Source organism: Glycomyces albidus (assembly GCF_009451885.1).
Taxonomy (GTDB): Bacteria; Actinomycetota; Actinomycetes; order Mycobacteriales; family Micromonosporaceae; genus Glycomyces; species Glycomyces albidus.
In genome coordinates this window covers 1-8,446 of sequence record NZ_WIAO01000072.1, presented here as the reverse complement: position 1 = coordinate 8,446, position 8,446 = coordinate 1, and the positions used below count along the sequence as shown (strand labels likewise).

The 8,446-nt window shown below is 72.3% G+C and carries 7 protein-coding genes and 1 pseudogene; 2 read left to right on the top strand and 6 right to left on the bottom strand.

The window, feature by feature from the left end; all coding sequences use genetic code 11:
• The 4 genes from GFD30_RS25845 to GFD30_RS25830 form a co-directional block, all read right to left on the bottom strand.
• The coding region (locus GFD30_RS25845; protein WP_153028025.1) for an FtsW/RodA/SpoVE family cell cycle protein at positions 1–1,874 on the bottom strand (1,874 nt) is incomplete at its 3' end.
• 143 nt (positions 1,875–2,017) lie between these two features.
• Complete coding sequence (locus GFD30_RS25840) at positions 2,018–3,292, bottom strand: PP2C family protein-serine/threonine phosphatase (protein WP_153028024.1); 1,275 nt, start codon at positions 3,290–3,292, stop codon at positions 2,018–2,020.
• Positions 3,293–3,358: 66 nt separating this feature from the next.
• Positions 3,359–3,844 carry an FHA domain-containing protein FhaB/FipA gene (locus GFD30_RS25835; RefSeq protein WP_153028023.1) on the bottom strand — a complete coding sequence of 162 codons (486 nt, stop codon included), beginning with the start codon at positions 3,842–3,844 and terminating at the stop codon, positions 3,359–3,361.
• Between the two features lie 187 nt (positions 3,845–4,031).
• Entirely contained in the window at positions 4,032–4,745 is a 714-nt protein-coding gene (locus GFD30_RS25830) for a DUF3662 and FHA domain-containing protein (RefSeq protein ID WP_322633625.1), read from the bottom strand.
• Between the two features lie 226 nt (positions 4,746–4,971).
• Here GFD30_RS25830 and GFD30_RS25825 point away from each other — a divergent pair, with 226 nt between their 5' ends.
• A complete protein-coding gene (locus GFD30_RS25825; protein WP_227997130.1) occupies positions 4,972–5,313 on the top strand; it encodes a helix-turn-helix domain-containing protein in 342 nt (113 codons plus the stop codon).
• Between the two features lie 40 nt (positions 5,314–5,353).
• On the opposite strand, the gene hisC is transcribed toward GFD30_RS25825, so the two are convergent.
• Positions 5,354–6,406, bottom strand: a complete 1,053-nt coding sequence (gene hisC, locus GFD30_RS25820) for a histidinol-phosphate transaminase (RefSeq protein WP_153028021.1) — start codon at positions 6,404–6,406, stop codon at positions 5,354–5,356.
• The gene (locus GFD30_RS25815) at positions 6,403–7,260 is read right to left on the bottom strand and encodes an RDD family protein (protein WP_153028020.1); all 858 of its coding nucleotides are present in this window, start codon (positions 7,258–7,260) and stop codon (positions 6,403–6,405) included. The genes hisC and GFD30_RS25815 overlap by 4 nt, the downstream gene beginning before the upstream one ends.
• A gap of 493 nt (positions 7,261–7,753) precedes the next feature.
• Between GFD30_RS25815 and GFD30_RS25810 the strand changes: the two are divergent.
• A pseudogene (locus GFD30_RS25810) lies at positions 7,754–8,446 on the top strand (hypothetical protein); the annotation flags it as partial.

The window sequence follows — 8,446 nt, the reverse complement described above, 5'->3', positions numbered from 1 at the left end:
GTCTGGGGGGCCGGGCGGGTCGGGGGGCCGGGGGGCGGGCTTCCGTGGCCCGAGCCGGGGGGCGGCGGGGTCTGCGGCCGGTACGGCTGCGCCGGGCCCGGCTGGGGGCCGCCGGGCGGCGACCCGGGCGGCGGCGAGTAGGGCCCGCCCGGAGGAGGCGAGTAGGAGCCGCCCGGGGGCGGGGAGTGCGGGCCGCCGTCAGGGGGCGAGGACGGGCCCTGGCGGGTCGGCGAGACGACGGACTCCTCGACCGTGTTGCCCGGACCGCTGCTCCCCGGGCCGCTGCCGGTCGAGCCCGGGAGGTGTCCGGGAATGATCAGCTCGGTCGGCTGGTCCCCGCCGGGGATCGGTCCGGAGTCCATGACGCCCGCGGCCTGGGCCTTCGCGGCCTCTTCGGCGGCGCGCTTGGCGGCCTGCTCGGCGAGGAACTCCGGCGGCGCCTCGGTCTTCATGAGCCCGTAGGACGCCTGCCACGGCTTGCGGGCGTCGTCCGAGACGCGCAGCAGGAGCCCGATGAGCAGCCACGAGGCGACCAGCGAGGAGCCGCCCGCGGCGAGGAACGTCGTGGTCTGGCCGGTCATCGGGATGAGCCCGGTGACGCCGCCGAACACCACGAAGAGCTGGAACGCGACCAGGAACGCCAGGCCGCCGGCCATGAGCGTCCCGAACAGGTCCCGCGACATGAGGCCGGTCTTGAAGCCGCGCTCGACGAGGATCGCGTACAGCAGCAGGATCGCGATGAGCCCGATCAGGCCGACCTCCTCGCCGATCGCGGCGAGGATGAAGTCCGACTCCGAGGCCGGGATCAGGTTCGGGTTGCCCGCGCCCGGGCCGTTCCCGAGGAGCCCGCCGGAGTTCATGGCGACCAGGCCCTGCACGAGCTGCCAGGAGGTGCCGGTCTCGAAGACCTTCACCGGGTCCCACGGGTCGAGCCAGATGTCGACGCGCACCTGGAGGTGCGAGAAGAACGGGTAGATCGCGACGCAGCCGCCGATGAACATGGTGAGGCCGATGACGATCCACGACGCGCGCCGCGTCGCCATGTACAGCATCGACAGGAAGATCGAGAACAGCAGGAGCGAGGTGCCGAGGTCGCGCTCCATGACGAGGATGATGAGGCTCGCGGCCCACACGATCACGATGGGCCCCAGGTCCTTCATGCGCGGCAGCTGCAGGCCGAGGATCTTCTTCCCCGCCACCGACAGCATGTCGCGCTTGCGGACCAGGTACACCGCGAAGAAGATCAGCAGCATCAGCTTCGCGAACTCGCTGGGCTGCACCGAGAACGACCCGAAGCGGATCCAGTTCTTCGACCCGCCCGACTCGGAGATCGACGACGGCAGGAAGCCCGGCAGCGCCGCGAGCGCGATGCCCGCGAACAGCAGGATGTACGCGTAGCCGCGGAGCATCCGGTGGTTGCGCACCACCGCGAGCAGGATCGTCATCAGCACGACCGCGGCCATGTAGTACATGAGCTGGCGCCCGCCCTGGCCGCCGAACACGCCCGCGTCCGCAGGGAGCGGCTCGTCGGTCAGCGCGGTCCGGTCGATCCGGCGGATGTAGACGATGCCGATGCCGGTGAGGAACGCCGCGATCGGCACGAACAGCGGGTCGGCGTACGGTGCCAGGAACTTCACGGCCGTCCACGCGCACATCGACACCGTGAAGATGAGGATCGGCAGCATGTACGTCACCGACGTGGTCCGCTGGATCAGCGCCATGTCGATCGTCAACTGGAAGCAGAAGACGCCGATCCCGCCCATGACCAGCATGAGGAGTTCGATGCCGATGCGCTTGGGCATGCCCGACAGCGGCGTGAGCGGCGTCTCGGACGGTCCCGCCGCCCGGGCGGTCGCCGACATGGGCTGTGCCATCGGTTCCCCTCGGTCTCGCAATGTGGGGCGCTGCGGCTGAGGCCCCGTGTTCAAGGCGCTCCCGCGCCCGGCCTGGTTGCGCACCTGCGCGATCGGCCCCCCGCACTCGGCGGCCGGACGCAGTGAGCGTACAACGGTGCCGCTCAGTCCTCGCGGCAGTCCGTCGAAGCCGTCGGCACCGCCTCAGTGTCCGAAACGGAGCACAGCGGGTCCAGGTTCTCGTTGCTGGACGAGGGGTCGATCAGCTCGTCGAGCTCGGACTCGGCGCCGGCCTGCCCGTCGACGCGGATCCCGTCGGCCAGGTCCGCCTCGACCTCGTCGGTGGCGTCCTCCGCGGCGCGCGGCGACTCCGTCTCCAGCCAGGCCGCGCGCAGCCCGGCCACCTCAAAAGGGAGGCCCCGGTAGACGCTGATGTTGCCCGCCTCCGAGACCCCGATGAAGTACTGCGTCCGCGCCCACCAGGCGCCCGCGCCCGCGGCCAGGACCAGGATGATCAGGCAGGACAGGACCGTCCGCCACACCCGGCCGCGCTTCTTCGGCCGCTCCCCGTCCTCGCCGCCGCCGGCGCGCAGGTCCACGGTGGCGTCGTCGCCGGGGCCGTCGGCGTCCTCCTTCACCGCCCGCAGCACCGCGGTGTCCGATTCGGCGAGCCGCTGGTCGGCGGCCGCGCCGCCGATGATCTGGCGCTGCTCGCCGGGGTGCTCGTCGACGACGTCCGCCACGAGCACGGTCACGTTGTCCGGCGCGCCCGCGTCGAGGGCCTGCTGCACCAGCGACTCCGCGGCCTCCTGCGGCGTGGCCGAGTTCTGGAGCGTCCGCGCGATGTCCGCGTCGGACACCGGGCCCGAGAGCCCGTCCGAGCACAGCAGCAGCCGGTCGCCGGGCATGCCCTTGATCGTCTGGAACGCCGGCTCGACCTCGGAGGCGCCGAGCGCGCGCAGCAGCAGCGAGCGCTGCGGGTGCCGCTCGGCCTCCTCGGCGGTGATCCGGCCTTCGTCGACCAGCATCTGCACGTACGTATCGTCGACCGTGACCTGCTCGAACCCGCCCTCGCGCATCCGGTACGCGCGCGAGTCGCCGATGTGCACCAGGTTGAACCACTCGCCGTCGAACCACAGGGCGGTGAGCGTGGTGCCCATGCCCTCCTTCTGCGGGTCGTCGGCCACTGCCCGGCGGATCGCCCGGTTCGCGTCGGCGACCGCGTCCGCCAGCTCGTCCACCACCGACTCCGGGGGCGGGGGCACGTCCAGCCGGGCGACGGTGTTGATGACGATCGCCGAGGCCAGGTCGCCGGCGGCCATGCCGCCCATGCCGTCGGCAACCGCGATGAAGTGGGCCCCGGCGAACACCGAGTCCTGATTGCCTTGCCTCACCACACCGCGGTCGGAGATCGCCGCATATCGCAGGTACAGACTCATGTATCAACCGCCGTAGCGCGGGGCACGCCCGCTGATCGATGCCGACAACGCCGCGTCACGCTCGAGCTACGGGCGCAGCTCGAAGGAGGAACGCCCGATCCGGATGGGCACCCCGAGCGGGACCGGCGTGGGTGTGGTGACTCTAGCGCGCCCCAGGTACGTGCCGTTCGTGGAGCCCAGGTCCTCGACCATCCACTGCCCGTCCCTCGGGGCCACCCGCGCGTGCCGGCTCGACGCGAAGTCGTCGCGGATCACGATCGTCGAGTCCGGGGCCCGCCCGATCGAGATCGGCTGGCCCGAGAGCGCGAACCGGCGGCCCTGCAGCTCGCCGGTGGTCACCACCAGCCACTGCGCGGCCTGCGGCGCCTGCGGGCGCCCGCCCCGGCCTCCCGGGGCCGGCGGGGCCGACACCGGGCCGGCGGCCGGTCCGGCCGCGGCCGGACGGCGCTGCGCCATGAGGTCGCGGGTGATGGTCCGCGCCGCCGCGAAGACGAACAGCCACAGCAGCACCAGGAAACCGAACCGGGCGACGGTCTGGACGATCTCAGGCATGCGGTGCTCCAAGCGGATGAACGAACGGTCCAGGACACGGTAGCCCACGTGCGCGCGCCCGGAAAGCGGAGCCGCCGGATCCGCCCCGTCATCCCACCGCTACCCCCAAGGGGCGCAACGGGATCCGCGCCGGACACGACGGCGCCCCGACCCTCGCGGGCCGGGGCGTGCCGAAACGTCGTGGAACCTACCCCGCCTGGAGGGTGAGCGAGGTGGTGCCGATCTGGATCACGTCGCCGGGCTGCATCGAGACCGTCGTGACCCGCTGGCCGTTCACCAGGGTCCCGTTCGTCGAGCCGAGGTCGGTCACCGAGACCTGCCGCCCGTCGAAGTCGATGCGCACGTGCCGCCGCGAGATGCCCACGTCCGGGAGCCGGATCTGCGCCTGCTCGCCGCGGCCGATCACCGTGGCGCCGTGCGCGACCGAGAACTGCCGGCCGTCGGCGGTGATGAGCACCGGGCCCGTGGGCGCCTGCGGATGGGCGGGACCGTAGCCGCCGCCCGACACCGGCTGGTCGACGCCCTCGTTGAGCGCCGCGACCTCGGCCGTCACGCGGAACATGCCCGTGTCCAGGCCCTCCCCGCGCTCGATCTCGACGATCACGTCGCCGTAGACGGTCCAGCCGTTCTCACCGATGAACTCGGCCTGCGACTGGGCGAGCTCCTGCGCGAGCGCCGCGGCGTACGGCGCCAGCCGGTCGTGGTCCGGCGGCGAGAGGTCGATGACGTATCGGTTCGGCACCAGCACGCGGCCCCCGGCGAGGACCGCTTTGTGGGTCTCCGCCTCCCGCTGCATGGCGCTGGCGATCTCGACCGGGTGCACAACGCCCTTGAACATCTTGTTGAAGGTGCCCTCGAACAGGCCCTCCAGTTGTTTTTCCAAGCGTTGCAGAACGCTCACCGGTTCACCCCTCCTCGTCTGGCGTCGCGAGGACGCACTACGCGTCGACCTCCGATGGTATCGGCTGCCGTCACGCAGCCGCGAGGGGTTGAGACGCAACCGCCTAGCGAGTCGCTTTCATATCGTCTGATCGGGTGAGTCCCATGTCGGCCGGTAGTACCGAATGTCGGGAGAGCCGGGCGGACCCAGGTGGCACCGCCGCGCCGAGGCGCGTATGGTGACGCGGGTGACAGATCGCGACTTCAGCTCATTCGTCCGGGACGTGCGCAAACGCGCCCACGTCTCGTTCCGAGAGCTCTCCGACTCCGCCGGGGTCTCGAACCCCTACCTCCAGGGCGAGCGCGGCGTGCGCCGCCCCAGCGGCGCGGTGCTCCGCCAGCTCGCGCTGGCGCTGCGGATGACCACCCCGATCATGTACCTCCGCGCCGGCATGGGAAGCGGCGAGGACGGATCGGCGACCCCGCTGGCCATCGCCACCGACCGGGACCTCACCCCGAAGCAGAAGCAGACCCTCACCGAGATGTACGAGGCGTTCTGCAGCCAGAACGAGCGGACCTCCGAGAAGTAGCCGGCTCCGGGCGCCGGTGGGGCGCCCGGGCCGATGGCGATCAGGCCGCGAACGACCGCAGGGCCTCCAGGACCGCGTCGTTCTCCTCCGGCAGGCCGATCGTCACCCTGACGCCGTCGCCCGCGAAGGGCCGCACCAGGATCCCCGACCGCTCGCAGTGCGCCGCGAACTCGACCGCGCGCTCCCCCAGGGGAAGCCAGAAGAAGTTCGCCTGCGTCTGCGGCACGTCCGGCAGGATGTCCCTGGCCGCCATGACGACCCGCTTGCGCTCCGAGGTCACCAGCGCGACGCGCCGGCGCATCTCGTCCTCGGCGCCGAGCGCCGCGAGCGCGGCCGCCTGCGCGGGTCCGTTGACCGCGAACGGGATCACGCACCGCCGCACCGCGTCGGCGACGTCGGGGCGCGCGAGCATGTAGCCGACGCGCAGGCCGGCCATGCCCCACGCCTTGGAGAAGGTCCGGAACACGACCGCGTTCGGCCGGTCCCCGTACCGCTCGACCGCGTCCGGCAGGGCCGGGTCGTTCACGAACTCCCGGTACGCCTCGTCGACGACGACGAGCACCGACTCGGGCACCGCGTCGAAGACCCGGTCGAGCTCCTCGGCGGTCACCGCGGGGCCGGTCGGGTTGTTCGGGCTGCAGACGATGACCGCGCGCGTGGCGGGTCCGACGGCCGCGATCATCGCGTCGACGTCGTGCCGGTGGTCGGCGGTGTTGGGCACCTGGACGGACTTGAGTCCGGCGACCGTGGCGGCGATCGGGTACGCCTCGAAGGACCGCCACGAGTACACGACTTCGCTGCCGGGGCTCGCGATCGCCTGGAGCAGGTGTCCGATGAGGGCCACCGATCCGGTCCCGGTCGCGAGGCGCTCGGGGTCGACGCCGAGGCGCGCGGCGAGCGCGTCCCGCAGCCGCACCACCCCCATGTCGGGGTAGCGGTGCACGTGGGCCGCGGCGTCGGCGATCGCCTCGGCGACGCCGGGGAGCGGCCCGTACGGGACCTCGTTGCTGGAGAGCTTGAGCGCCTCGGGCAGCGCCTTGCCGGGGACGTAGCGGGGGATCGCGGCGAGGTCTTCGCGGATCGGCTCGGTCATGATGCGGGCTCCTTGTGGGCTCCCGCCTCCACGACCGCCGTTCCCGGCGACTTGTCGTGGAGGCACTGGCGGAAGGGTTGGTCTCGGATGCACCATATCCCGTCCATGATCCACAGGATCGCGCCGAACGGGAAGCACAGCAGCGGCAGCGCCGCGTAGGACCAGCGCAGCAGCAGCCGGCCCCAGCCGAGCTTGGCGGGGGCGAGCGAGACGACCTGGATGCCCATGAGGCGCTTGCCGAGGGTCTGGCCGGAGTTGAGCGTCGCGGGGACCTCGTACGCGAACCACAGGCCGAGGGAGATGAGCAGGACGACCCACCACTGGTCGGAGGCGCGCGCGGGGAGCTGCACGTCGTTGGGGTCCTCGGCGGCGGCCATCTCCAGCATGTACGGCCAGACCGTCTGCATGAACTGGTAGATGAAGTAGCCGTTCACGACCGCGTTGAGCAGCAGGAGGGCCACGGTGTCGACGATCCGGGCCACGAACCGCTGCCCGGGGTGGGCGAGGACGCGGCCCTCGACGATCCGGTCGACGTCGTGCCGGGAGATCCAGCCGACGGTGACCCCGAGGGACCGGATGGGGATGGTCCCCGGCGGCTGGACCGCGCCCGGGGACCGCTGGATCACCTTCGGGGGCGGGCCCGGGCCGAAGCGCGGGTCCGGCGGGAGCTCCTGGACGTTGGCGTCCTTTGTGGATACGGGGAGGGGTTCCAGTTCGGGGTCGACCGGTTCGGGTTCGGCGGGCGGCTCGGCTCCCGCGGGGATCGGCTTCCCGACCCAGGCGGAGCCGTCCCAGTAGCGCTGGGTGGACGGGTCGGCGGGGTCGGCGTACCAGCCGGGTTCGATCGTGGTCATCGAGGCCCATTCTTGCAGCCGCCGCCGAAGGTTCCCAGTCAGTTCGGACACAGGTCCCCGGGGAGGGGCGCGCGGACCGCTTGCGGGCAAACGACACGGCCCAGTCGGTCAATCGCCTCGACTGGGCCGCTCGCAACTAGCTGCACTTCCGACCGGGTTACCAAGCGTGAAGTCTTTTATAGCGGTGTCCTGCTCCTAGGTGCTGGACCCGCTGTGCCTCCCGACGGCTCAGGTCGCACGTGGGTACTCGGCGGCGGTGCCCGAATCCTTCTGGTCTGCGGAGACCATGTCCCCGGGAAGTCCTTCCGGATCCGTAACTCATTTCTACTCGTCTACTGACGGGTAGTAAACCCCTAACCCCAAAAAATCCGAACGGAGTTCTCGAATCATCGGGCGGGTCCCCTGGTTCGACCGATTCGGCACACATCGCGTGAGGTTTGGGTTACCTTGCGGGGCATCGGCGCCGCGCGCGCACCGAGCCGAGGAGGGCACCATGACGACCTACCCGCCGGTCCCCGAGCCGCCCGAACCCGAGCGGCGGAAGGACGACGAGCACGGCTCGGGTCCGGACGCCGGCGGCTCCCCCGCGGGCGAGCCCGAGAAGGAGCCGTTCAGCGGCAACGACGACGGCGCGCCGGGCGGCTACGGCGAGGGCAGCCCGACCGGAGGCGCGCCCGGAGGCACCCCCGGTTACGGCGGAGAGCGCGGCGCCCCAGGCGGCCCGGAGGGATCCGCGTACGGCGGCGGGACCTCCAGCGGTTTCGGCGGCGCGGAAGGAACTTCGTACGGCGGCGGCGCGGCCGGCGGTATCGGGGGCACCACGTACGGCGGCGGAACCGACGGCGGCGACGGCGGCGTGCAAGGACCCTCGTACGGCAGCGGAACCACCTACGGCGGCGGCACCTCCGGTGCTCACGGCGCCGCGTCAGGACCCGCGTACGGCGGCGGCGGCACGGGCGGTGACCGCAGTGCGCAAGGACCGGCGTACGGCGCGGCCGGGCCCGCCCCCGGCAGCGGTCCGCCCGGCCCCGGATCCGGCGGCGGCCCCGGTCCGGGTTCCGGCGGCGGCGCCTTCGGGCCCGGCCCGCACGGTCCCGGCGGCGAGCCCGCCGAAACGACGCCCGCGGATTTCGCGAGGCCCGGCGAGCGGTCGCCGCACGGCCCGCCCGGGGAGCCGCCGAGCGGC